Below are 21448 nucleotides of genomic sequence, written 5' to 3'. Positions count from 1 at the left end.
GCCCGTTTCGTCCCCTACGTTCGTTTGCTGGAGTGACCGCCTGATGTCGACCCTGCTCAAGGCCCTGCGCCGGGCCGATGCGCCCCAGCACGCCCCCCACATTCCCGCCATGGGCCTGCCGGTCAGCCGGGAGGAAGAAGCCGATCGCCCCTGGCTCTGGTGGGCACTGGTGCCCCTGGCCATCGTCATGGGGGCGGCGGCCAACTACGGTTGGCATCTGCTCCATAACAAGCCCATCGAGGAGCGGGTCGAGGTCGAGGAGCGGGTGACGGCCCCCTTCATGCGGGTCGAACCCAGGGCCATGGTCACCCGCCCCCTGCCGCCGCCCCTGCCCGAGCCCGTGGTCAAGCCCAAACCGGCCCAGGCCCAGGCGAGTCAGACCAGGGACAGCCAGGATCTCGCCCAGCTGCTGCAAAACGCCCTCAACAATGTGCCCCTGGCCCCCGAGCCCAGCCGCCCAGCGGCGGCGCCCCAGGTGATGCCCATCGCGGCCCTGCCGGCAGAGTTGCGCCAGCAGGTGCCCCGGCTCGCCTATGGGGCCCACCTCTACTCCTCCAACCCGGCCAAGCGCAGCGTGGTGATCAACGGCCGCGAGGTGCGGGAAGGCAATGAGGTGGCGCCCGGGGTACAGCTCCAGGCCATCGCCCAGGATTACATAGTGCTGGGGGTGGGCGGCCAGTCCGTCAGCCTCAAGGCCCTGCAGGACTGGCCGGGCTGATCCCGAGGCGGCCAAGCCGCCCGCCGCCCCCGATGACAAGAGAGGAGAGGGAGCCCGAGAGCTCCCCTTTTTAATCAACAAGATGAGAGCCAATGTGAGTCAGTTGCGCCACCAGCCGCCCCGGTTGCCCGGGGCCCGGCCATGACCAGATTGGGCTTTCACGCCATGACATGAGCACAACGTGAGCAATTCGAGCAACGCCACCTTCGCCAGCCGCATCCTGGACTGGTATCAGATCCATGGGCGCAAGACCCTGCCCTGGCAGCAGGAGAAGACCCCCTACCGGGTCTGGGTCTCCGAGATCATGTTGCAGCAGACCCAGGTCGCCACCGTGATCCCCTACTACGAGCGCTTCATGGCCCGCTTCCCCGATGTGCAGGCCCTGGCCGATGCCCCCGTCGACGAGGTGCTGCACCACTGGACCGGCCTGGGCTACTACGCCCGCGCCCGCAACCTGCACAAGGCCGCCCGGCAGATCCGCGATGACCATGGCGGCCTGTTCCCGGAGCGGCTGGAGGAGGTGATGGCCCTGCCCGGCATAGGGCGCTCCACCGCGGGCGCCGTGCTCTCCCTCTCCCTCGGCCAGCCCCACGCCATCCTGGATGGCAACGTCAAGCGGGTACTGACCCGCTGGCTGGCGCTGCCGGGCTGGCCCGGCCAGAAACAGGTGGAGAACGATCTCTGGGAGCTGGCGACCCGCCTCACCCCAAGGCTCGGGGTCGCCCAGTACAACCAGGCCATGATGGACATGGGCGCCACCGTCTGCACCCGCAGCAAGCCCGCCTGTGAGCGCTGCCCGGTGCAGAGCGATTGCCAGGGGCTGTCGCAGGGCAACCCCACCGCCTACCCCCACTCCAAGCCCAAGAAGAGCATCCCGGCCCGCAGCGGCATCATGCTGATGATCCGCCAGGGCGACCAGCTGCTGCTGGAAAAACGCCCGCCCCAGGGGATCTGGGGCGGGCTCTACTGCTTCCCCCAGGTCGATACCCTGGAGGCCGTCACCCCCTGCCTGAGCCGTCTTGGCCTGAGCGAGCAGCCTTATCGGGAACTGGCCGGTTTTCGCCATACCTTCAGCCACTTTCACCTGGATATTCGCCCCCTGCTCATCGAGCTGACGGCGCCGCCGCCCGCCTCGCTCATGGAAGCCGATACCCGACTCTGGTATAACTTGTGCCATCCCGACGAGGTCGGTCTGGCCGCCGCCACCGCGCGTCTGCTGCGCTATCCCGACTTGCAACCACAGAGGTCAACATGAGCCGTACCGTATTTTGCCAACGCCTGAAAAAAGAGGCCCCCGGCCTGGATTTCCAACTCTACCCGGGTGAGCTTGGCAAGCGCATCTTCGACAACATCAGCAAGGAAGCCTGGACCGAATGGCAACGCAAGCAGGTGATGCTGATCAACGAGAAGAAGCTCAACATGATGAACGTCGAGCATCGCCAGCTGCTGGAAAAGGAGATGGTGAGCTACCTGTTCGAGGCGGGTGAAGTGGACATCGAAGGCTACACCCCTCCCAGCCAGTAACCAGGCGCCAACCCCGAGAGTGAGCCGGGGCGCCCCGGCCACGACCGACAAGCAGTACCGTGAGCCAGGACGAGGCGGCGCCTCTGCCGGCTCGCAGCCGATGCGTGACGGGCGGCCTGACCGCCCATTTTGAGGATCCTATGGGCCGAATTTTTTGGTTGCTGTGCGCCACCTTGCTGCTTTTTGCCTGCTCATCCAGCCCCAAGCCCGGCGGCGACAAGGATGAGGATCTGGTCAATGGCAAGGATGTGCGCGGCTTCGAGCACATGATCAGCGCCCTCTCCCATAACGTGAACGAGATATGGGGCCGGGAGGCGCTGTTTGCGGGCAAGTTTGACTACGTCAAATACACGGACGAATACAAGAGCCGGGCCCACATCGACTTCTCCAGCGGCCACATCATGGTCGAGACCGTTTCCGGGCTGGATCCCAAGGCCCACCTGCGCCGCGCCATCATAGAGACACTGCTGACCCCGGATGATCCGGCGGAAGTTGACCTCTATTCGGATCGGGAGATACTGCCCGGCGGCGAGCCCTTCCTCTATGGCCAGGTGCTGGACAACCAGGGTCAGCCGATCCGCTTCGACTGGCGCGCCGAACGCTACGCCGACTACCTGCTAAGCACCGCCATGAAGAAGCGCACCCTGGGCATTCGCAACATCTTCTACGTCGATATCCCCATGGTGGCGAACCACGAAGACAAGCGCGGCTACAAGTACGCCAGCATCATACGGGAGGCGTCGCGCAAATACGGGGTCGCCGAGAGCCTCATCTATGCGGTGATCAAGACCGAGAGCAGCTTCAACCCCTATGCGGTCAGCCACGCCAACGCCTATGGCCTGATGCAGGTGATCCCCGCCACCGCGGGGCGGGACGTCTACATCAGGGTCAAGGGCAAGAATGGCCAGCCCACCCGGGAGGATCTGTTCAACCCGGCCTACAACATAGACGTGGGCACCGCCTACCTGCACCTGTTGCAGACCGTCTATCTGGCCAATATCGAGGATCCCCGCTCCCGGCGCTACGCGGTGATCTCTGCCTACAATGGCGGCGCGGGCGGGGTGCTCAACACCTTCTCCCGGGATCGCAAGGCGGCGCCCGGCATGATCAACCGCCTCTCCCCCGAGGCCGTCTACCAGATCCTGACCGAGCAACACCCCAAGGCGGAGGCCCGTCGCTACCTCTACAAGGTCAATCAGGCCGAGAAGGGCTTCAAGCGCGCCGGCATCAGACGTGCCGGTTGACGGGACAGAGATGGCAAAGAGGGCGCTCCGGGAGCGCCCTCTTTTTTCAGCCAAGGCCCATTAGTTGGCGATGAAGCCGCCCTTGCTCTGGGGCGCCGCCCCCACCTTCTCCAGGTGCTCGACCTCGACCTCGGTCTTGTTCCAGCTGTGGTCCACTTCGCCCCGGATACGGATCAGGTCGTTCGGGCCCACCTCGATGCCGCGCCACACGTCCCCGTCCACTTCCACCTCCACCTCGCCGCTGTCATCGCGAAAACTGTAGTTCTCGCCACCCAGATGCTTGACCAGCTTGCCCTCCAGGGTCACCCACTGATCATCGGCCACGTCTTTCAACTGGGCGACCGAGACCTTGTTCTGCTCCTGGGGGCCGGTATAGGCCGCCATGGCGAAGGAAGAGACGGACATCAGGGCCACCAGGCCAATTACCTTTGCTTTGTTCATTTCATGCTCCTGTGGTTTCAGCAATGACCCCGTCAGTGGGGGTATGGGCCAAGGATGTCAGAGGAAGCGTGAAACGAACGTGAAGCACCCCATTTGGGTGAAGCGGCCATGAGCGCAATCGCTTTCGGGCTAAACGGTGATTGTTGAATCAAATTCGGCAAGGTTACCATTCTCAAATGACTCGCCACTCTGGCGGGTCCCTGCCCGATGAGATACTCCATGATAAGAGCCTGCTTTATCTGCCTGCTGGGTCTGCTGGCCCAGACGGCCCATGCGGCCGAGCCGCCCGCCTTTTCCCGCATCGTCATGTTCGGCGACAGCCTGTCCGACACCGGCAAGATGTATGGCAAGATGCGCGGTTACCTGCCGTCCAGTCCGCCTTACCACGAGGGACGCTTCTCCAACGGCCCCGTCTGGCTGGAGCACCTGGCGACCCATTTTCCCGGCCTGAAGATAGCCAATGAGGCCGAGGGCGGCGCCACCGCCGTGGCCTACAACAAGATCTCCTGGCATCCCAAGTACCAGGTGATCAACAACCTGGATTACGAGATCACCCAGTTCCTGCAAAAGGATGCGCTCCAGCCGGACGATCTGGTGATCCTCTGGGTCGGCGCCAACGACTATCTGGCCTACGGCTGGAACACGGAGCAGGATGCCAAGCGGGTGCGCGATGCCATCAGCGATGCCGCCAACCGCCTGGTGCTCAATGGCGCCAAGCAGATACTGCTGTTCAACCTGCCGGATCTGGGCCAGAACCCCTCGGCCCGCAGCCAGCAAGTGGTCGAGGCCGCCAGCCATGTCTCCCGCTACCACAACGAGCTGCTGCAAAACCTGGCGCGTCAGCTCGCCCCCACCGGCCTGGTACGCCTGTTCGACATCGACAAGCAGTTCGACGAGATGCTGCGCGAGCCGCAGAACTTCGGGCTGAGCGACACTGAGCACGCCTGCTATGACGGTGGCTATGTCTGGAAGCCGTTCAGCGCCCGCAGCGCCGCGAGCGACGGCCAGCTCGCCGCCTTCGCGCCCGCGGAGCGCCTCGCCATCGCCGGCAACCCCCTGCTGGCCCAGGCGGTGGCGAGCCCCATGATGCGCAAATCGGCCCCCCTGAACTGCGAAGGCAAGATGTATTGGGATCAGGTCCATCCCACCCGGGTGGTTCATGCCGCCCTCGGCGAGCGGGCCGGTGCCTTCATCGAAAGCCAGTACGAATTCATCCCCAGATAAGCCCTCCTCCCCGGGCAGGGGCCAGCCCCCTGCCCGCCTCCGACTTCCCCTCAGCCCCGCACCTGCCGCCACGGGAAAATAACTATTGTTATTTCAGTCAGTTGAAACCTTTTCAAAAGCGACTAACTTTAAATGCGTCCTACGGCCATGACCGCCGGACCACAAAGGGAAGACCATGACGGCATGCTTCCTTCATATGAAATTGCAGAGGCACGATATGAACAAATCATTGATTACATTGATTGTTTCTGGATTGCTGGCGGCAAACGCCCAAGCGGCAGGACAAGACAACACCTGGTATGCCGGTGCCAAACTGGGCTGGTCAAACTTCTATGGCGCCGATCACAACGACGCCATCAAGGATGCGGCCGACATCAGCAAGGAAGATGATGACGATCTGGGGGCCGGTGCCTTCGTCGGCTATCAGGTCAATCAGAATGTCGGATTCGAGCTGGGCTATGACTGGCTCGGCAAGTACCGTTACGAGGTCACCGACAAGCTGGACCCCACCATGAAGGACAAGGATGACGTGAGCGCCCAGATGGCGCAGCTGACCATGAAGCTGGGCTTCCCGGTCGCCGACAGCCTGGATCTCTATGGCCGGCTCGGTGGCGGCTACGCCTGGACCGACAGCCGGGAGCTGGACCATGATCGCGGCGCCGTCTTCGTCGGTGCCCTCGGCGCCGAATACGCCATCGATCGCAACTGGGCCGCCCGCTTCGAATACCAGTACACCACCCCCCTTGGCGACATGGATCTGGACCAGACCGGGGTCGAGCTGGACAACGGCCTGCTCGCGGTCGGCATGCTCTACCGCTTCGGCCAGGAGGCGCCGCTCCCGGCCGTGGTGCCGCCACCGCCCCCCATGCCGCAACCAGTCGAGCATACCTTCAGCCTGAGCTCGGACGTGCTGTTCGACTTCAACAAGGCGACCCTCAAACCCGAGGCCAGCCAGGCTCTGGATACCCTCTACTCCCAGATAGAGGCCGCCAGACCCACGGACGGCATGGCCACCGTCATGGGCTACACGGACCGACTCGGCTCGGACAGCTACAACCAGCAGCTGTCCGAACAACGGGCCCGGACGGTCGCCGACTACCTGGTCGGCAAGGGGCTGCCTGCCGACAAGGTGCAGGTACAGGGCATGGGCGAGAGCAACCCCGTCACCGGCGACAGCTGCGCCAGCGGCAGCAAGCGCGAGCTCATCGTCTGCCTGGCACCGGATCGCCGAGTCGAGGTCAAGGTGGAAGGGGTCTCGGAGATGGCGCAGTAAACGGCGGCCCATCGGCCATACAACGACGGGAGGCCTGGCCTCCCGTTTTTCATGGTCGCGCTCGGCCGGGCTGGCGCCGGCCTCGGCGCCTCACCCCTTGCGCAGCTCGGTGGCAATCTGGTCGAGCAGCTGCTGCCAGCCCAGGCCAAGCTCGCTCACCAGGGTGCCGTATCCATCGCTGGGCAGCACTCGCTCCAGGTGGAAGGGGGTATCCTGCAGCACACGGCCATCCTCGGCCAGCAGACGCCAGCGCCCGCTCAGCACGGCGCGGCCGTCGAAGCGCCCCTGAAAACGCTGGAGCCAGATGGTGAGCACAGGCCCCTGGCGGGCTCCGTCCTGGCGCACCACCCAGCCCGGCAGACGGGCGGAGAGGCCATTTTGGGTCAGCTGGTTGAGCTGGCCATCCAGGGAGCCGGCCCAGCGCTGGTACTCGGTGAAGTAGAGCTCCTTGCCCTCCATCTGATAGACCAGCTTGCTGGCGTCCAGCTCATCCGAGAGAGCGACGGGACGCAGCACCAGCTGATGCTGGGGGCGGCTGACGGGCGCCGCCTGGGCCGAGCCGTCGGCATCCAGGGAGTAGTAGTGCAGCGCCGGGGCGCTGCTGCACCCGGCCAGCAGACCGGTCAGGGCCAGGGCCGTGATGAGTCGTTTCATTGGGTACCTCGCTTGGGTTCAGGATCCTTGGGTCGGGCCCGATCGAAGATGAGTGAACTCGGCTGCTCGTTGAGGGAGTGCACCAGAGGTTGCAGTTCACGCATCAGCTGATTGAGAGACTGCACGGACTGGCGCAGCTCCTGATTGGTCTGGGAGGCACCGTCATAGCTGCGCAGCGTCTCCTTGAGCTGGAGCAGGCTGGCGTTGAGGGAGGCCGGCAGCTGCTGGGTCGCCTGCTGGCTGGTGAGCTTGTCCAGATTGGCGCTGAGGGAACTGACGTTCTTCATGGTCTTGTCCAGGTTGGCCAGGCTGCTGTTGACCTGGGCCAGGGTGGTTTCCATGTCCATGTCGACAAACTTGTCGAGGATGAGGTTCACCTTGCGTTCTATCTGATCCAGGCCCCCCTGGGTGGTGGGGAAGACCTCGGTGCCCGCCATCCGGCGCGCGGCGAACGCAGGGGCATCCGGATAGAAGTTGAGATCGATCACCTTGCCCCCGGTCAGCAGACTCGCGGTCTTGAGGGTGGCCCTGAGCCCTTCCTGGAACTGCTTGCTGAACAGCTTGCGCCACTGCTCCCGTTCCGCACTGGCATAGCGATGGGAGATGCGCTGCACCTCGATACGCGCCAGCACGGGGATCACCTTGCTCTTGAACAGCTGGGATGCCTTGTCATCGATGAGATAAGGCGAGGATATGACGGTACCGACCCGCACGCCGCGATACTCCACCGCCGCCCCCGGGTGCAGCCCGGCCAGGCTGTCCTCGAACAGGAAGACATAGTCGATGAACTGATCCAGACTACCGGCCAGTACGCTGTTCTGATCCTTGAACAGGGTGAAGGTATCCTTGTTCTTGACCGTCTCCCCCGCGACCCAGCCGGCGGGCAGACCGACCGTGATGCCGCCATCGAGCAAGCCTTCGAGGGAATCCATCTTCACCTTCATCCCCTCGCTGGTGAGGGAGGCCTCGAAGCCCGGCGTCATCCAGAAACGGGAATTGCTGCTGATCAGGGCGTCATAGGGGGCATTGATGAAGATCTGGTACTCCAGCTCGCTGCGCTCTGGCAGGAACTTCACCTCCTCCACCTGACCTATGGTGTAACCCCGGTACTGGATCGGGGAGCCGACGCTGAGGGAGCGGGTCTCGCTGCTGTTGAGTGTCAGCCTGAGCCCCTTGGCTGAGAGGGAGGCCAGGGGCGGCTTGTCGAGGATGGCGTAGCGGCTCTTGGCCTTCCCCTTCTTGCCCGGGGAGAGCTCGATGTAGGCGCCCGACAGCAGGGTGCCGAGCCCCGAGACCCCGTCACGACCCACCCTGGGCTTGACCACCCAGAACCGGGTGTCGCCCTTGAGCATGTTGGCCGCGTTGTTGGAGAGACGCGCCGTGATCACCGCATGGCTGTAATCGTCGCTCAGCTCCACCGTCTCGATGCGGCCCACGTCGACCTCACGGGAGCGGATCACCGTCTTGCCCGCCACTATGCCCTCGGCCGTGGCCACGGTCAGCTGGATGCTGGGCCCCTGTGAATACCAATGCTGAAACAGCATCCAGACGCCGATCAGCAGGGCCACCATGGGCACCAGCCAGATGGCCGCCGCCGAACCGAGCAAGTCGGAGCCCGCCTGTTTTACTGTCTTACGCTCACTCACGTTCGCGCTCTCCTTGTTGTAAATCCCAGATAAGACGGGAATCGAAACTCATGGCCGCCACCATGGTGATCAGCACCACGCCGGAGAAGGCGACGGCGGCGGGACCGGGATAGATGGTCATCAGGTTGTCGAGGCGGATGAGGCCGGCCAGTATGGCCACCACGAACACGTCGATCATCGACCAGCGGCCGACAAATTCCGTCATGCGATAGAGCTTGAGCTTGCCGAGCGGCGAGGCTCCGTCTCCGCACTGCACCCGATAACAGAGCCAGAACAGCGCCAGTATCTTGGCCAGGGGCACCACCACGCTGGCGATGAAGATGACGGCGGCGATGGGATAGGAGCCCATGGACCAGAGCAGCACCACCCCTCCCAGGATGGTGGAGGGGCTGGTATCGCCAAGAAAGACGGTATCCATGATGGGATAGAGGTTGGCCGGAATATAGAGGATGGCCGAGGTGATCAGCAGGGCCCAGGTGCGCGCCAGACCGCCCGGCTTGCGGCTGTGCAGGTAGGCGCCGCAGCGCCGGCAGCTGTGCTGGCCCTGCTCGCCCAGGGCGCCGCAGAGATGGCAGTTGACCAGACCGGCCTCCCGGGCGCCCATGCCGGGATCCAGCTCCCGCGCCTCGGTCGGCCCGAACAGTCGCTGCCACAGCCAGCGCCTGTCCAGGGAGGAGATGGTCTTGATCAACAGCAGGGTGTAGCCGACGAAGGCCCAGAAGGAGAGCCCCATCTTGATCTCGGCCATGCCCATCAGCTTGACAAGGGAGATGAGGACCCCGATGAGAAACACGTCCACCATCAGCCAGGGCTGGATCCGGCACAGCAGGCGGCTGAGGGAGCGCAGCGCCTTGTCGTGCATCTGCTTGTCGAGGCGCCACAGCACCAGCATGATGGAGCCCAGGTAGACCAGGGGCAGGCCGATCAGGGTCAGGCTGAGCACGGCGCCGAGGAACAGGTAGCCCTCTTCCACCAGGGTGGTGATGCACTGCAGGAAGGTCATCTCCTGGCCCAGGCCCTTGGCGGAGAACGACATGAAGGTGAAGCTGTTGGCGAGCACGAACATGATGATGGCCGCCATGCCATAGGCGATGGGGCGGCGGGCCTGATCCGGCAGATTGCGGGTCAGCACATGGCCGCATCGCTCGCAGTGACGCACCTCTCCCGGTGCCAGCAGGGTGGCTGGCGCCAGCAGATCGCACTCTTCACAGGCGGTCGGATCGTGGCGATAGGATGACAATGGGGGGCTAGCAGGCAATGAGGTATCCCTGTTTGGGGCCGATATGGGCCATGAGCTCACGATTATCGCAGCAGGGCGTCCGGGCCACCAGCCCCTATCTCACCCCATCCGTGAGGCCGCGACAGAATGACTTTGACAAGCCAGTGGCCATTTAGCACAATCAAACGCCACTTTTTTTTCCGCGGGACAATAATTTATGACAACCGAATCCCCCAGCTACGCCACCATTGAGCAGGCCTTCTCCCTCGGGAACGGGCAAGATTCCGCCCTCAACTGGCTGCGCAAGAACCGCAGTCAGGTCGCTATCTTCCTGGTGAGCGGCATCAAGCTGGAAGGCACCATCAGTGGCTTCGACCAGTACAGCGTGCTGCTGACCGATGCCCATGGCAATCAGCAGCTGGTCTACAAGGCCAAGATCTCCACCATCGCCATGCACTCGGGTCGCCCCCAGGTCAACATCCAGCGTGCCCGCAAGCCCCGCGTCTCCATGGCGCCGCGCCCCCATGGCGCCCCCGGCCGCTACGACAACAACGACCAGGGCGGCAGCAGCGAGCAGTAAGTCGCCAGCGAGCCCGCCCTCGGGCTCCTCTCCTTCATCTGGCGCCTGGCCTCAGGCCGCCGACAGAGGTTCACTCCCTACCAGCTTGTCCCGCCGGGCGTGAACCCTCTCCTCCAGACATCATTCGCCATGGCCGCGCCGTGAGCCAAGCCGCCCCCTGCGCCGGGGGCGGCGGTTTATTCCGGCAGAGGGCCGGGCACCCCCTCCTTGATGAGGCATGACGCCATGCCGGCAGCCTTGGCGGCGGCCAGCCCTATGCCGGTATCCTCGAACACCAGACAGGCGCCGGGGGTGACCCCCAGCCGCTCGGCCACCAGCAGGAAGGTATCCGGATTGGGCTTGTGCCGGGTCACGTCGTCCGCGGTCACCACCACGGGGAAGTAGCGATCAAGACCGGTATTGCGCAACACCGCCTCGGCATTGACCCTGGGCGACCCCGTGCCCACCCCCATGGGGATGCGGCCATGGTAGCGCTGCACCAGCTCGAGCATGGCGGGGAAGACGGTCGCCTTGTGCAGGTTCGCCACATAGTGATCCGTCTTGCAGCGGGTCACCGCCAGGGGATCCAGGGCGATGCGCTGATGCTCGGCCACCAGCAGGGCTATCTTGCGGCTGGGCATGCCCCCTAGCTCGTAGAACCAGTCGGCGTCAAACGCGAAGCCGAACTCGCGGGAGGCATGTTCCCAGGCCGCCAGGTGCAGCGGCATGGAATCGACCAGGGTACCGTCCAGGTCGAAGACCAGGCCTTGGAATCGGGAGAGGGTCATGGACTCTGTCACATCGAAGAAAAGGGGCCCCATTCTAGCAGCCCGCCGGCAAGAGGCCATGGTCTGGGCGGTCAAAATGTGCGCCGCACTGGAGATCGATGGCGCCAGATGCCGGACACAGACCCTAGTCCCCCGAGCCGGATATGTACCGCGAGAAAGGTTGCCGCCCCCAGCCAGGGTCCCGTTGTCCATGACCCAGACCGTCGGGATGCGTTCCGTGGACAGGGCCATGACCCAGACCATCGGAATATGCTCTGGGGGCTGGGTGGTCGGGGCCCAGCGAGGGCCTACAGACTCATGGCCTAGGCGGTCGAGATATGTTCTGTGGGCAGGGCGTGCGGATCGAAGCCCCGGCTGCAGGCCCGACCCGCCGACTTGGCGAGATAGAGCCCCTGATCCGCCTGCTCGATCAACTGCTCCCACTGCATCTCCTGATCCGGCGCCCGATAGCTGAAGCCGATGCTGACCGTGAGGTGGGTCTTGACCCGGGAAGCGGGATGGGGAATGGCGAGCCGGGCCAGCTGGTGGTGAATACGCTGGCAGAGAAACTCCGCCTCGCCCGGTTGGGGATTGCACAGCAGGATCACGAACTCCTCGCCCCCGTAGCGGGCCACCAGGTTGGTGCGGCGCCGCTCGCACTCCTGCAGCAGCTGGGCGACCTGGCGCAGGCAGAGATCCCCCTTGCTGTGACCGAAATGGTCGTTGTAGGCCTTGAACTCATCGACATCTATCATCAGCACCGCCAGCAAGCCCTGCTGACGGCGGGCCACCTCCCACTCCCGTGCCAGGGTCAGATCCCATTGGCGGCGATTGGCGATCCGGGTGAGAGGATCCTCCATGGAGAGCAGGGCGAGCTGCTGATTGGCCTGCTCCAGCGCCTGATTCGCCTGCGCCAGCGCCTCGTTGGTTTCGGCCAGCAGCCGGGTGCGGGCGGCGACCCGCTCCTCCAGATCCCGGTTGAACTGCTCGAGGGCGGCGTGGTTGCGCTGACGGATCAGCAGCTGGGAGAGCATGGCGGCAAACTGTTTGAAGATCTCGCCATGGTAGGTCTTGATGGGCCTGCGCTGAAGCAGGTTGTCGGCGGCTATCCAGCCGATGGGGGTATCTCCGTCCCACAGGGAGACCATGGCGTTCCAGCCACGGCCCACCTCCTGCTGCTCGTAATAAAGGGGGGCATCCTCGAGGACCAGCACATAATCCTTGCGACGCAGGGCCTCCTGCACCACGGGGTGAGCCGGGATCGGGCTGACGAAGTGACGCTCGTCCGTGATCTCTCCCGCCTCGTTGGTGCCCCAACTGCCCTGCATGGTGGTGAATTCGGCGTCGATCAGGAAGATGGCGACCCGATCGAACTGCAAGGAACTGCGCGCCAGCATGACGGCATCATGCAGCAGCTCCGACTCGCCGCGGCAACCAGAGAGATGGACGCCGACCTGATGCAGGGACTGCAGCAGATCGAGGAAGGATTGCTGCAATGCCTGGCTCCGGGCAAGGGAATCCTGGGTGGTGAGCCGCTCGCTGCGCTCCTGGGTGACCAGGTTGCTCAGCATCCGGCTCTCCAGCTCGGCGGCAAGATAGTGCATCAGCAGCTGGATGCCCTGCTTCTGACGGGGGGTGAGACGATCGAGCCGGCGGCGGGTTTCCAGATAGACACCCCCCTCCAGCCCCTGCTGGCGCTTGAGGGGGAAGCAGGCCCTCAGCTGGGTCGGCGGAGCCTCCACCGACTCCTGCCAGCCGCCGGCGTCACTCATCAGCTCAATGAGCAACTGACCCTTGGCCAGCGCCTGCTCGATGAAGGAAATGGGCAGCCCCAGTCTGCCGGCATGGTCGGGCACCATGGCGACCAGGCCATGCTCGGGATCGAAGGCGAACAGCTCCCGCTGCGGCCTGCTCAGCCACAGATAGATACGGTCTGCCTCGGTCTTTTCCCTGATGGTCGCCAGCGTCACCTCGCAGAGGTGCTCAAAACTGGTGAAGTGCTCCGGATCCCATTCCAGCATGTCAATCATCCTCAACTGAACCCCGGCAGTATATATAGCACGGGGTATATTGACTCGATTAACGGTGAAAAGGTCGATCCAGAGCCCACTTTTTCACCATCAGAGGAGGTTCAGGGCCACCATGGCATCCCGGATCCGCAGCTTGGTTGCCTCGCAAAGGGGCATCACCGGCAGGCGGCACTCCTCGCTGCACAGGCCGAGCAGGGAGACCGCATACTTGGCTCCGGCCGGGCTGGGCTCGGCAAACATGGCCTGGTGCAGCGGGATCAGCCTGTCCTGCAGCTCGCGGGCGGCCTGCCACTCGCCGGCCAGGGTCAGGTTCTGCACCTCGGCCAGCAGCCTGGGCGCCACGTTGGCGGTGACAGAGATGCAGCCCTGGCCGCCACCTATGTTGTAGGCCACGGCGGTCGCATCCTCGCCAGAGAGCCAGGCGAACGGCTTCTTGATCAGCTGACGCTCGGTCCAGGGACGGGCCAGATCACCGGTGGCATCCTTGACGCCGACGATGCGGGGCAGCTCGGCGAGCCGGGCCAGGGTCGCCGGCTGGACATCGACGATGGCCCGCGGCGGAATGTTGTAGACGATGATGGGCTTGGTGGTGGCGTCATGGACCGCCTTGAAGTGATGGTAGAGCCCCTCCTGGTTCGGACGGTTGTAGTAACCGGCCACGTGCAGGGTACCATCCGCGCCGGCCTGTTCGGCGAAGCGGGTATATTCGATGGCCTCAACCGGGTTGTTGGAGCCGGCGCCGGCGATCACGGGGACCCGGCCCGCCACCTGCTTGACCACCAGCTCGACCACGCGGCAATGCTCATCGTGGCTCAGGGTGGGGCTCTCCCCCGTGGTCCCTACCGGCACTATGCCGTGGGTACCCTGCTCGATATGCCACTCCACCAGCCGCAGCAGCGCCGCCTCATCCAGTTGGCCATCACGAAAGGGGGTGATCAGCGCAACGATCGAACCTTGAAACATGGAATCTCCTTCTCCGTCGACTCTCGATAACAACAAAAAACCCCGCTACGAGGTGCGCAGCGGGGTTTTAAACATCTCAGGGTGGTGAGAGGGTTACGCGCGCACGCCAGCAGGCCCAGGTTTTGAGCTCTTTTTATGCTTTCGTTTCAACGCGTTGAACCGCATTACGCCATCCCTGAGGAAAAATAGGTGTTCGGGCATCTTTCTGGAACCCGGCATAAATGTCAAGGCGAAAGCGGCCATGTATAATGGCCGGCCACCAATCCCCGGAGAGAGTCATGAGTCATCCCCTGAGTGCCGTCAGCCAGATGCTGGAACGTAATCAAGCCCTGTTCGAGGGCAAGCACCTGCTGGTATGCGGGGCACTGGAAGATGAGTACCCAAGGGATCTGGCCGGGATAGTCCGCGATCTGACGGTATTCACCACGGATTACAGCTACTTTCGGGGACAGAAGGAGGCGCTGGGAGAGCGCATCGTCTTTGGTCATGAGCTGGGAGGAGCCCCCCGTTTCGACGCCCTGCTGCTGCTGATGCCCAAGGCCAAGGCCGAGGCCCAGTTTCTGCTGGCCATGATGACGCCCCTGCTGCTGGCGGGAGCGGATATCTTCCTCGCCGGCGACAACCGTGGTGGCATCAATGGTGCCGACAAGCTGATGTCCCCCTATGGCGGCAAGTCCGTCAAACGCGACTCGGCCAGGCGCTGCTCCCTCTATCATGGCGAGTTGAGCCAGTCCGTACCCTCCTTCCGGCTCGATGACTGGTTCAGCCAGTATCAGTGCCAACTGGGTGACACACAACTGACGGTGCGGGCCCTGCCCGGGGTCTTCAGCGCCAGCGAGCTGGATCTCGGCAGCCAGATGCTGCTCGCCAGCCTGCCCCCCCTGACCGGCACCTTGCTCGATTTTGGTTGCGGCGCCGGCGTCATTGGCTCAGTGCTGGCCAAGCGCAACCCCGGGCTCGAGGTCACCCTGGTCGATATCAACGCCCTGGCACTCGAATCCAGCCGCCAGACCCTGGCGGCCAATGGCCTGGCGGGCACAGTGCTGGCCTCGGATGTCTACTCGGATTTGCCGGGCAGTTTCGATCAGATCGTCTCCAACCCGCCGTTTCATGCCGGGCTCAAGACCCATTATGCCGCCACCGAGACCTTCCTGGCCGAGACCCCCCGCCACCTCAACGGCCGCGGCGCCCTGACCATAGTGGCCAACGCCTTCCTGCGCTACCAGCCTATACTGGAAGCCGCCTTCAAACAGACCGAGATACGGACGATGGACAGCAAGTTCAGGGTGTATCGCAGCCTGCGCTAACGGCTGTCACAAAACTTGTATAGAGTCTCACTTGGAATCTGTTATGGTATCCGCAAACGTTTAACACCCCCTTTAGGGGTGTTTTTTTGCGATATACTGAAAACCTTTTCACATCGAACTCGGAGCGTAAGAAGACCATGGCTGGGATACTCACTATGATACTGGCGGGCGGCGAAGGCACCCGGCTGCAACCCCTGACCACCACCCGCAGCAAGCCATCCGTTCCGTTCGGTGGCAGCTACCGCCTCATCGACTTCGTGCTCAACAACTTTGTCAACGCCGACTTCCTGCGGATCTATGTGCTGACCCAGTTCAAGTCACAGTCCCTCTACCTGCACATGAAGAAGGGCTGGAACATAGTCGGCATCACGGATCGCTTCATCGACCCCATCCCGGCCCAGATGCGCATGGGCAAGCGCTGGTATGACGGCACCGCCGATGCCATCTACCAGAACCTGCGTTTCATCGAGATCTCGGATCCGGAACATGTCTGCATCTTCGGCTCGGATCACATCTACAAGATGGATGTGAGCCAGATGGTCAGCTTCCACAAGCAGAAGGCGGCGGCCCTGACGGTGGCGGCCCTGCGCATGCCCATCGAGGAGGCGAGCGCCTTCGGGGTGATCGAGGTGGATGACGAGGGACGCATGATTGGCTTCGAAGAAAAGCCCAAGCACCCCAAGCACATCCCCGGGGATCCCAGCCAGGCCCTGGTCTCCATGGGCAACTACATCTTCGAGACGCAAGCCCTGTATCGCGAACTGAAACGGGATGGGGCGGACGAGGAGTCGAGCCATGACTTTGGCAAGGACATCATACCGCACCTCTTCCCCCGCGCCCCCGTCTATGTCTACGACTACAGCACCAACGTGATCCCGGGAGAGGGGCCAAACGTCTACTGGCGTGACGTGGGCACCCTGGATGGTTACTGGCAAACCCACATGGATCTGGTGGCAGATAACCCCCCCTTCTCTCTCTATAACCGCAAGTGGCCGCTGCATACCCACTATCCGCCGCTGCCCCCCGCCACCTTCGTCGATACCGACCAGTGCAAGGTGAAGATCGCCAACTCCCTCATCTCGGGGGGCAGCTTCATCCAGGGCAGCCACATCCAGCGTTCCGTGCTCGGCTTTCGCTGCAACATAGGTCCCTGCAGCCACATCAGCGAATCCGTGTTGCTGGGGGATGTGAAGATTGGCGAGGGCTGCTCGATCCGCCGCGCCATCATCGACAAAAACGTTGAAATTGCACCCGGCACCGTGATCGGTGAGAATCTGGCCCATGACAGGGAAAGGTTCACTGTCTCTGAAGGGGGTATCGTCGTGATACCCAGAGGAGCGAGAGTTGGCTATTGACCCCTTGAAGATTTTGTTCGTGGCCTCCGAAGTCGAGGGGCTCATCAAGACAGGCGGCTTGGCGGATGTGGCCCGCGCCCTGCCCCGCTACCTGGCACAGCAGGGCCATGACGTCCGCATCATTCTGCCCTTCTACAAGACCCTCAAGCGACGAAACGAGGCCAGATTGCTGGCCTCGCGCTGGCTGCCGACCCCGGCCGGGCAGGAAGATATCGGCTATCGTCTGCACCAGCTGGAGCTCGATGGCTTCCCCGTCTACCTCATCGACTGCCCCCGCTACTTCGAGCGGGCCGAGCCCTATGCCGAGCACAACCAGGCCTATGGTGACAATGGCGAGCGCTTCGCCTTCCTGGCCGCCGCCACCCTCCATGCCACCGAACAGCTCGGCTTCGCCCCAGACATAGTGCACTGCAACGACTGGCATACCGGGCTGCTGCCACTGCTGCTCAAGACCCGTCATGGCCACAACCCCTTCTTCGCCCAGACCCGCAGCGTCATCAGCATTCACAACGCCGCCTTTCAGGGCGTGTTCGATCGCCAGCAGTTCTGGGCCGTACCCGAGATCCAGGACTACGAGCAGCGCATCAACTACGACTATGGCCACATCAACCTGCTCAAGTGTGGCGTGCTCTACGCCGACAAGATCAATGCGGTCAGCCCCAACTACGCCAGCGAGCTGCTGACCCACCTCGGCGCCCACGGCATGGCCAGCGTGTTCCAGCAGCGGGCGGCGGACCTGCGCGGCATCCTCAACGGCTGCGACTATCAGGACTGGGATCCGGCCACGGATCCCCATCTGCCCGCCAACTACGACGCCAAGGCCTTGCGCGGCAAACGGCTGTGCCGCGCCCAGTTGCAGCAGGATGCCGGCCTGCCGATCAGCGATGATCCCGTCTATGGCATGGTGTGCCGCCTGACCGAGCAGAAGGGGGTGCACCTGCTGATCCCCGCCCTCGAATCCTTCCTGCGCCACAAGGTGCAGCTGGTGATCGTCGGCTCGGGCGATCCCACCCTGGCCGGCCAGCTACAGGCCCTGGCCGCCCGCTTCCCGACCCGGCTCGCCTTCATCAATACCTATGACGACCGACTGGCCCATCTGGTGGAAGCGGGCGCCGACATCTTCCTGATGCCCTCTCTGTTCGAACCCTGCGGCCTCAACCAGATGTATAGCCTGGCCTATGGTACCCTGCCTCTGGTACGGGCGGTGGGCGGCCTCAAGGACACTGTCGTGGACTGGGATGCCGCCGAGCAAGCCACAGGTTTCTGCTTCACGGATCCCACCGCCAACGGCCTGCTCGATGCCATGCGCCGCAGCCTGCTCTATTTTCTGCAAGAGCCCGAGCGGTTTGCCCGGGTGCAGCATACCGCCATGCAGACCCGCTTCGACTGGCCCGACTCGGTCGCCCAGTACGTGCAGATGTATCGGGACGCCCTCGGCCGCTGAGGCTCACCCGGCAATTGCTGAAGTTTTGCGCCCTTGGCACGGCTTTCGTGGTCAAGGGCGAAAAAAGTCCGCTTCGGCTGTTGACGCCCCCCCAAAACTCTATAGAATCCCCGTCCGCAGTGATGCGAAGGTGGCGGAATTGGTAGACGCGCTAGCTTCAGGTGTTAGTGTCCCACGGATGTGAGGGTTCGAGTCCCTCTCTTCGCACCATACTGCAACATGCTCCATCGATGGCATGTAAAATAAGATTGATGACCCAATGTGCGAAGGTGGCGGAATTGGTAGACGCGCTAGCTTCAGGTGTTAGTGCCCCCCGGGTGTGAGGGTTCGAGTCCCTCTCTTCGCACCATGCTTCTCCAGACAGCATGTAAATCAAAACTGGTAACACAATGTGCGAAGGTGGCGGAATTGGTAGACGCGCTAGCTTCAGGTGTTAGTGTCCCACGGATGTGAGGGTTCGAGTCCCTCTCTTCGCACCATGCTTTATCCAGACAGCATGTAAATCCAGACTGGAAACCCGATGTGCGAAGGTGGCGGAATTGGTAGACGCGCTAGCTTCAGGTGTTAGTGCCCCCCGGGTGTGAGGGTTCGAGTCCCTCTCTTCGCACCATGTTTCTGACATGTCAAAACAGAGAATGCGCTCCAACCGCATTTAAAATCTGCTGGAGAAAATCAGTGTGCGAAGGTGGCGGAATTGGTAGACGCGCTAGCTTCAGGTGTTAGTGTCCCACGGATGTGAGGGTTCGAGTCCCTCTCTTCGCACCATTCATTCTTGCAAAAGGCCCGTCACGACAGTGACGGGCCTTTTGTATTTTCCTCCGGCTGACTATCCTTGCCCCAACCAGATCAAGGAGACCCATCATGAGACTCAGCCCAGAGATCCACAACTTCTACGAACAGCTGGTCGGCAAGGCCATCCAGCGCCAGGGACTGGCCCAGCGCCTGAGCGAGAGCGAGCTGGCCGACCTCGGCTGCCTGACCCTCAACCAGCTCCCCGCCCACTATATCCGCCACGACGTGGACATGTTCTATTTCCTCGACCAGGCCAGGCGCGAGACCATGGAGCAGAAGGTAGACCTGGCGCTGGCCAACGCGCTGGAGCGGGTCACCAGCTCGGCCAATCGCGACTAGAGCCAGGGATCCTGCCACAGCAGGGCAACCACCCCGGTCAAACCGGCAACCGGCAACAGGATCAGCGCGGGCCTGAGCCTGGGTTCCTGCATGATCCAGGCGGCGAGAATGAAGCCCAGGCTCCAGAGCCCGTATTCCTTGTCATGACCCCAGATCCCCACCACTCCCAGCACCAGTAGCAGGGTGAGCCTGTATATCCAGTTCATCTGTCGTCCCTCGACACAAATAATAATAATTATCATTTGAATAATGAACTGGTGCAACCCCTATCGCCTCCCGTTCACGGGGCCGCATCGGCTCTGCTGTGAAAAAAACCGCTGTAAAATCAAATTTTGTGTAAGTTTTTAAACCAAAACTTCAAAAATGCACGGCAGGTTTGAATTTTCAGGGGAATGTCTGTGGTAGATTGCGACCTCTTTTGGGTAGGCCCCTCGGGATACGTGTATCCACAGGACGAGAGGGACCGACCTTGGCGAGCAAGAGTTTAGGAAGTATCTATGCAAAACCAACAACACCACATCCGATTGCCTGGCATGGCGCAGGTATTTGCCTGCCTGGCCATTTTCCTGGCCCTGGCCTTTTCGTTCACCAGCCTGCTCGATCTGCCGATCCAGCTGGCCCTGTTCATCGCCTGGTTCGTCATCATGGGGCTCGGCATCCGGCTCGGCCATGATTACAAATCCCTGGAGCAGGCCGCCGTCGACGGCGTCGCCAAGGGGATGGGGGCCATCCTGATCCTGGTCTCCGTCGGGGCCCTGGTGGGCACCTGGATCGCCGGCGGCATAGTCCCCAGCATCATCTACTTCGGCCTCAAGGTGATACACCCCTCCATCTTCCTGCTGGCGACCCTGATCATCTGCTCCCTCACCTCCCTGGCTACCGGCACCTCCTGGGGCTCCGCCGCCACCGCCGGCATCGCCATGATGGGGATAGGCCACAGCCTGGGCGTCCCCGCGCCCCTGGTGGCCGGTGCCGTGCTCTCCGGCGTCTACTTCGGTGACAAGCTCTCTCCCCTCTCCGACTCCGTGGTACTGGCCTCCACCATGTCCAACGTCGATGTGGTGGAACATATCAAGGGGATGCTGCCCATCAGCCTCTTCTCCTACGTCATCACCGCCGCCCTGTTTACCCTGGTCGGCATGCAGTACGCCGGCAACGTCAGCCTGGAGCAGGTCAACCTGGTGATGGCGGCCCTCGACAGCCAGTTCAACATCACCCCGCTGGCGATCGTGCCCGTGGTGCTGGTGCTGGGCCTCTTGGCCAACCGCAAGCCCGCCTTCCCGGTGATCAGCTTCGGCGCCTTGCTGGGCCTTGTCTGGGCCATCGCCTTCCAGGGCATGGATCCGGTGAAAGCCATGCACTCCGCCTATAGCCCGTTTGCCATCACCTCAGGCGTCGACTTCATCGACAACATCCTGGGTCGCGGCGGCATGGAGTCCATGCTGGGTTCGGTGGCCGTCATCATCTTCGGCCTGGGCTTTGGCGGCCTGCTGGAGAAGGTGGGCATACTGGAAGTGATCGCCAATGCCTTCGAGAAGCGCATCAACAGTATCGGCAGCCTGACCAGCCACACCATAGGCACCGCCTTCCTGGCCAACGTGTTTGGCTCCGCCATGTATGTGTCCCTGATCCTGACCCCCAAGATCATGGCCAAGAACTACGACCGGCTGGGACTGGCGCGCAAGAACCTCTCCCGCAACGCCGAGTTCGGCGGCACCCTCACCTGCGGCATGGTGCCCTGGAGCGACAACGGCATCTTCATGGCCGGGGTGCTGGGGGTGGCCACCCTCGACTACCTGCCTTACATGTGGCTGAGCTTCACCTGCATCATAGTGACCATCACCCTCGCCTATCTGGGCAAGGCGGTGAACCGGGTGCCGGTGATCGAAGCCGCCAGCTCTCGCTGACCATCAGAAAGCACAGAGGCGCACCAGAGCGCCTCTGTCGTC

The 21448-nt window shown here is 62.9% G+C and carries 20 protein-coding genes and 5 tRNA genes; 17 read left to right on the top strand and 8 right to left on the bottom strand.

Annotated elements, in window-relative coordinates; all coding sequences use genetic code 11:
- Window positions 1–43: 43 nt before the first annotated feature.
- The 4 genes from exeB to mltC all read left to right on the top strand — a co-directional run bounded on the left by exeB (window position 44) and on the right by mltC (window position 3486).
- Window positions 44–718: a GspB family T2SS assembly factor variant ExeB gene (gene exeB / locus BN1119_RS18855; RefSeq protein ID WP_042001882.1), complete on the top strand. Its 675-nt coding sequence runs from the start codon at window positions 44–46 to the stop codon at window positions 716–718.
- 181 nt (window positions 719–899) lie between these two features.
- Entirely contained in the window at window positions 900–1973 is a 1074-nt protein-coding gene (gene mutY / locus BN1119_RS18850; RefSeq protein ID WP_042001879.1) for an A/G-specific adenine glycosylase, read from the top strand.
- On the top strand, window positions 1970–2242 hold the full coding sequence (locus BN1119_RS18845; RefSeq protein ID WP_042001876.1) for an oxidative damage protection protein: 273 nt from the start codon (window positions 1970–1972) through the stop codon (window positions 2240–2242). Before mutY ends, BN1119_RS18845 begins: the two co-directional genes overlap by 4 nt.
- 140 nt (window positions 2243–2382) lie before the next feature.
- On the top strand, window positions 2383–3486 hold the full coding sequence (mltC, locus tag BN1119_RS18840; RefSeq protein ID WP_042001873.1) for a membrane-bound lytic murein transglycosylase MltC: 1104 nt from the start codon (window positions 2383–2385) through the stop codon (window positions 3484–3486).
- A 60-nt stretch (window positions 3487–3546) separates the two neighbouring features.
- Here mltC and BN1119_RS18835 read toward each other — a convergent pair whose 3' ends face one another.
- Window positions 3547–3927 carry a YgiW/YdeI family stress tolerance OB fold protein gene (locus BN1119_RS18835; protein WP_042001870.1) on the bottom strand — a complete coding sequence of 127 codons (381 nt, stop codon included), beginning with the start codon at window positions 3925–3927 and terminating at the stop codon, window positions 3547–3549.
- 219 nt (window positions 3928–4146) lie between these two features.
- On the opposite strand from BN1119_RS18835, the gene BN1119_RS18830 reads away from it, so the two are divergent.
- The gene (locus BN1119_RS18830; RefSeq protein WP_408800369.1) at window positions 4147–5151 is read left to right on the top strand and encodes an SGNH/GDSL hydrolase family protein; all 1005 of its coding nucleotides are present in this window, start codon (window positions 4147–4149) and stop codon (window positions 5149–5151) included.
- 217 nt (window positions 5152–5368) lie between these two features.
- A complete protein-coding gene (gene ompA / locus BN1119_RS18825) occupies window positions 5369–6424 on the top strand; it encodes a porin OmpA (protein WP_042001867.1) in 1056 nt (351 codons plus the stop codon).
- A gap of 90 nt (window positions 6425–6514) precedes the next feature.
- Here ompA and BN1119_RS18820 read toward each other — a convergent pair whose 3' ends face one another.
- From BN1119_RS18820 to BN1119_RS18810, 3 genes are read right to left on the bottom strand one after another with little or no spacing between them, the layout of a single operon-like run.
- A complete protein-coding gene (locus BN1119_RS18820; RefSeq protein ID WP_042001864.1) occupies window positions 6515–7078 on the bottom strand; it encodes a PqiC family protein in 564 nt (187 codons plus the stop codon).
- A complete protein-coding gene (gene pqiB, locus BN1119_RS18815; protein WP_042001861.1) occupies window positions 7075–8724 on the bottom strand; it encodes an intermembrane transport protein PqiB in 1650 nt (549 codons plus the stop codon). Before pqiB ends, BN1119_RS18820 begins: the two co-directional genes overlap by 4 nt.
- Entirely contained in the window at window positions 8717–9982 is a 1266-nt protein-coding gene (locus tag BN1119_RS18810; RefSeq protein ID WP_042001858.1) for a paraquat-inducible protein A, read from the bottom strand. Before BN1119_RS18810 ends, pqiB begins: the two co-directional genes overlap by 8 nt.
- A 178-nt stretch (window positions 9983–10160) precedes the next feature.
- Between BN1119_RS18810 and hfq the strand changes: the two genes are divergently transcribed.
- Entirely contained in the window at window positions 10161–10523 is a 363-nt protein-coding gene (gene hfq, locus BN1119_RS18805) for an RNA chaperone Hfq (protein WP_005895045.1), read from the top strand.
- A 176-nt stretch (window positions 10524–10699) separates the two neighbouring features.
- On the opposite strand, the gene BN1119_RS18800 is transcribed toward hfq, so the two are convergent.
- From BN1119_RS18800 to dapA, 3 genes are all read right to left on the bottom strand, one after another.
- On the bottom strand, window positions 10700–11290 hold the full coding sequence (locus BN1119_RS18800; RefSeq protein WP_042002278.1) for an HAD family hydrolase: 591 nt from the start codon (window positions 11288–11290) through the stop codon (window positions 10700–10702).
- A 302-nt stretch (window positions 11291–11592) separates the two neighbouring features.
- On the bottom strand, window positions 11593–13290 hold the full coding sequence (locus BN1119_RS18795; RefSeq protein ID WP_042001853.1) for a GGDEF domain-containing protein: 1698 nt from the start codon (window positions 13288–13290) through the stop codon (window positions 11593–11595).
- A 99-nt stretch (window positions 13291–13389) separates the two neighbouring features.
- Entirely contained in the window at window positions 13390–14262 is an 873-nt protein-coding gene (gene dapA, locus BN1119_RS18790; RefSeq protein WP_042001851.1) for a 4-hydroxy-tetrahydrodipicolinate synthase, read from the bottom strand.
- Window positions 14263–14540: 278 nt separating this feature from the next.
- Between dapA and rsmC the strand changes: the two genes are divergently transcribed.
- The 9 genes from rsmC (at window position 14541) to BN1119_RS18745 (ending at window position 19499) form a co-directional block, all read left to right on the top strand.
- The gene (gene rsmC, locus BN1119_RS18785; protein ID WP_042001849.1) at window positions 14541–15569 is read left to right on the top strand and encodes a 16S rRNA (guanine(1207)-N(2))-methyltransferase RsmC; all 1029 of its coding nucleotides are present in this window, start codon (window positions 14541–14543) and stop codon (window positions 15567–15569) included.
- 86 nt (window positions 15570–15655) lie between these two features.
- Complete coding sequence (gene glgC, locus BN1119_RS18780; protein WP_280136504.1) at window positions 15656–16924, top strand: glucose-1-phosphate adenylyltransferase; 1269 nt, start codon at window positions 15656–15658, stop codon at window positions 16922–16924.
- Entirely contained in the window at window positions 16914–18368 is a 1455-nt protein-coding gene (glgA, locus tag BN1119_RS18775) for a glycogen synthase GlgA (RefSeq protein WP_042001844.1), read from the top strand. Before glgC ends, glgA begins: the two co-directional genes overlap by 11 nt.
- Before the next feature lie 124 nt (window positions 18369–18492).
- Window positions 18493–18578 (top strand) — tRNA-Leu (locus BN1119_RS18770).
- Window positions 18579–18631: 53 nt separating this feature from the next.
- A tRNA-Leu gene (locus BN1119_RS18765) sits at window positions 18632–18717 on the top strand.
- A gap of 44 nt (window positions 18718–18761) precedes the next feature.
- A tRNA-Leu gene (locus tag BN1119_RS18760) sits at window positions 18762–18847 on the top strand.
- A 45-nt stretch (window positions 18848–18892) separates the two neighbouring features.
- A tRNA-Leu gene (locus BN1119_RS18755) sits at window positions 18893–18978 on the top strand.
- Between the two features lie 69 nt (window positions 18979–19047).
- Window positions 19048–19133 (top strand) — tRNA-Leu (locus tag BN1119_RS18750).
- A gap of 96 nt (window positions 19134–19229) precedes the next feature.
- On the top strand, window positions 19230–19499 hold the full coding sequence (locus tag BN1119_RS18745; protein ID WP_042001841.1) for a late competence development ComFB family protein: 270 nt from the start codon (window positions 19230–19232) through the stop codon (window positions 19497–19499).
- Here the strand turns inward: BN1119_RS18745 and BN1119_RS18740 are convergent.
- Window positions 19496–19705 carry a hypothetical protein gene (locus BN1119_RS18740; protein ID WP_042001839.1) on the bottom strand — a complete coding sequence of 70 codons (210 nt, stop codon included), beginning with the start codon at window positions 19703–19705 and terminating at the stop codon, window positions 19496–19498. The two genes, BN1119_RS18745 and BN1119_RS18740, sit on opposite strands and share 4 nt — an antisense overlap.
- 291 nt (window positions 19706–19996) lie before the next feature.
- Here BN1119_RS18740 and nhaC point away from each other — a divergent pair, with 291 nt between their 5' ends.
- Window positions 19997–21406, top strand: coding sequence for a Na+/H+ antiporter NhaC (nhaC, locus tag BN1119_RS18735; RefSeq protein WP_042001836.1), 1410 nt, complete (start codon window positions 19997–19999; stop codon window positions 21404–21406).
- The last annotated feature ends 42 nt before the right edge of the window (window positions 21407–21448 follow it).

Source organism: Aeromonas bivalvium (assembly GCF_000819765.1).
Lineage (GTDB): Bacteria > Pseudomonadota > Gammaproteobacteria > Enterobacterales > Aeromonadaceae > Aeromonas > Aeromonas bivalvium.
Note: the sequence above shows the minus strand (reverse complement) of the source record. Positions and strands in the feature narration are given on the sequence as shown.

Bases quoted from the DNA above. Each gene is read 5' to 3' on its own strand.
- BN1119_RS18845 (WP_042001876.1), top strand. From the start codon at position 1,970: ATGAGCCGTACCGTATTTTGCCAACGCCTGAAAAAAGAGGCCCCCGGC.
- BN1119_RS18740 (WP_042001839.1), bottom strand. From the start codon at position 19,705: ATGAACTGGATATACAGGCTCACCCTGCTACTGGTGCTGGGAGTGGTG.
- mltC (WP_042001873.1), top strand. From the start codon at position 2,383: ATGGGCCGAATTTTTTGGTTGCTGTGCGCCACCTTGCTGCTTTTTGCC.
- ompA (WP_042001867.1), top strand. From the start codon at position 5,369: ATGAACAAATCATTGATTACATTGATTGTTTCTGGATTGCTGGCGGCA.
- dapA (WP_042001851.1), bottom strand. From the start codon at position 14,262: ATGTTTCAAGGTTCGATCGTTGCGCTGATCACCCCCTTTCGTGATGGC.
- BN1119_RS18745 (WP_042001841.1), top strand. From the start codon at position 19,230: ATGAGACTCAGCCCAGAGATCCACAACTTCTACGAACAGCTGGTCGGC.
- BN1119_RS18800 (WP_042002278.1), bottom strand. From the start codon at position 11,290: ATGACCCTCTCCCGATTCCAAGGCCTGGTCTTCGACCTGGACGGTACC.
- BN1119_RS18835 (WP_042001870.1), bottom strand. From the start codon at position 3,927: ATGAACAAAGCAAAGGTAATTGGCCTGGTGGCCCTGATGTCCGTCTCT.
- nhaC (WP_042001836.1), top strand. From the start codon at position 19,997: ATGCAAAACCAACAACACCACATCCGATTGCCTGGCATGGCGCAGGTA.
- BN1119_RS18830 (WP_408800369.1), top strand. From the start codon at position 4,147: ATGATAAGAGCCTGCTTTATCTGCCTGCTGGGTCTGCTGGCCCAGACG.
- hfq (WP_005895045.1), top strand. From the start codon at position 10,161: ATGACAACCGAATCCCCCAGCTACGCCACCATTGAGCAGGCCTTCTCC.
- BN1119_RS18795 (WP_042001853.1), bottom strand. From the start codon at position 13,290: ATGCTGGAATGGGATCCGGAGCACTTCACCAGTTTTGAGCACCTCTGC.
- BN1119_RS18820 (WP_042001864.1), bottom strand. From the start codon at position 7,078: ATGAAACGACTCATCACGGCCCTGGCCCTGACCGGTCTGCTGGCCGGG.
- rsmC (WP_042001849.1), top strand. From the start codon at position 14,541: ATGAGTCATCCCCTGAGTGCCGTCAGCCAGATGCTGGAACGTAATCAA.
- exeB (WP_042001882.1), top strand. From the start codon at position 44: ATGTCGACCCTGCTCAAGGCCCTGCGCCGGGCCGATGCGCCCCAGCAC.